Here is a 727-nt window from a genome sequence, read left to right on the forward strand (position 1 = left end):
AACCCATGCAAGCCACGCCACGGAACATAAACCCCTTTACCGATTTCGGGTTTAAGAAGCTCTTTGGGGAAGAGGCCTCCAAGGACTTGCTACTCGACTTCATCAATGCCGTGCTAGAACCCGAAACCGGACCCATTGCCAGCCTAGAGTTTTCCAGGAACGAGCACCTCGGTGCGGGTAAGCTTGACCGGAAGGTAGTCTTCGATATCTATTGCGTAGCAGAGTCAGGGGAGCGATTCATCGTAGAGATGCAAAAAGCCTTCCAGCTCAATCTCAGGGACCGATCCCTGTTTTACGCCACCTACCCCCTACAGGAACAGGGAAAGCGGGGGGACTGGGATTATTCGCTCAAGGCAGTATATTGCATAGCCCTACTTGACTTTGTGCTCGATCCTGACGATGACCGGTATCTTCACCGGGTGGGACTGCTGGACGGGGAGACCGGTCGGGTCTTCAGTGACAAGCTTCAGTTTGTCTATGTAGAAATCCCCAAATTTGACAAGGGGGAGGCGGAACTGGAAACCAAATTCGACAAATGGCTGTATATACTAAAGAACCTGGAGTTTTTGGATAGACTGCCGGCGAGGGTAAAAGAAAAGATATTTGAAAAAATCATGGACATAGCTACGATAACAAATCTGGAGAAGAAGGACCGCCAAGCATACGAGCAGAGCCTCAAGCGCTACCGAGACCTCAAAAACGCCCTAGATGCCAGCGAGCAGAAGGG

1 protein-coding gene is annotated in these 727 nt (G+C 50.9%); it reads left to right on the top strand.

Annotated features, from left to right (window positions below; genetic code table 11):
• Nucleotides 1-727 (top strand): Rpn family recombination-promoting nuclease/putative transposase (locus tag IAQ59_RS22060; protein WP_209333020.1); only part of this gene is annotated, 727 nt, incomplete at both ends.

It is taken from the genome of Lunatimonas salinarum (genome assembly GCF_017811155.1).
GTDB classification, from domain to species: Bacteria; Bacteroidota; Bacteroidia; order Cytophagales; family Cyclobacteriaceae; genus Lunatimonas; species Lunatimonas salinarum.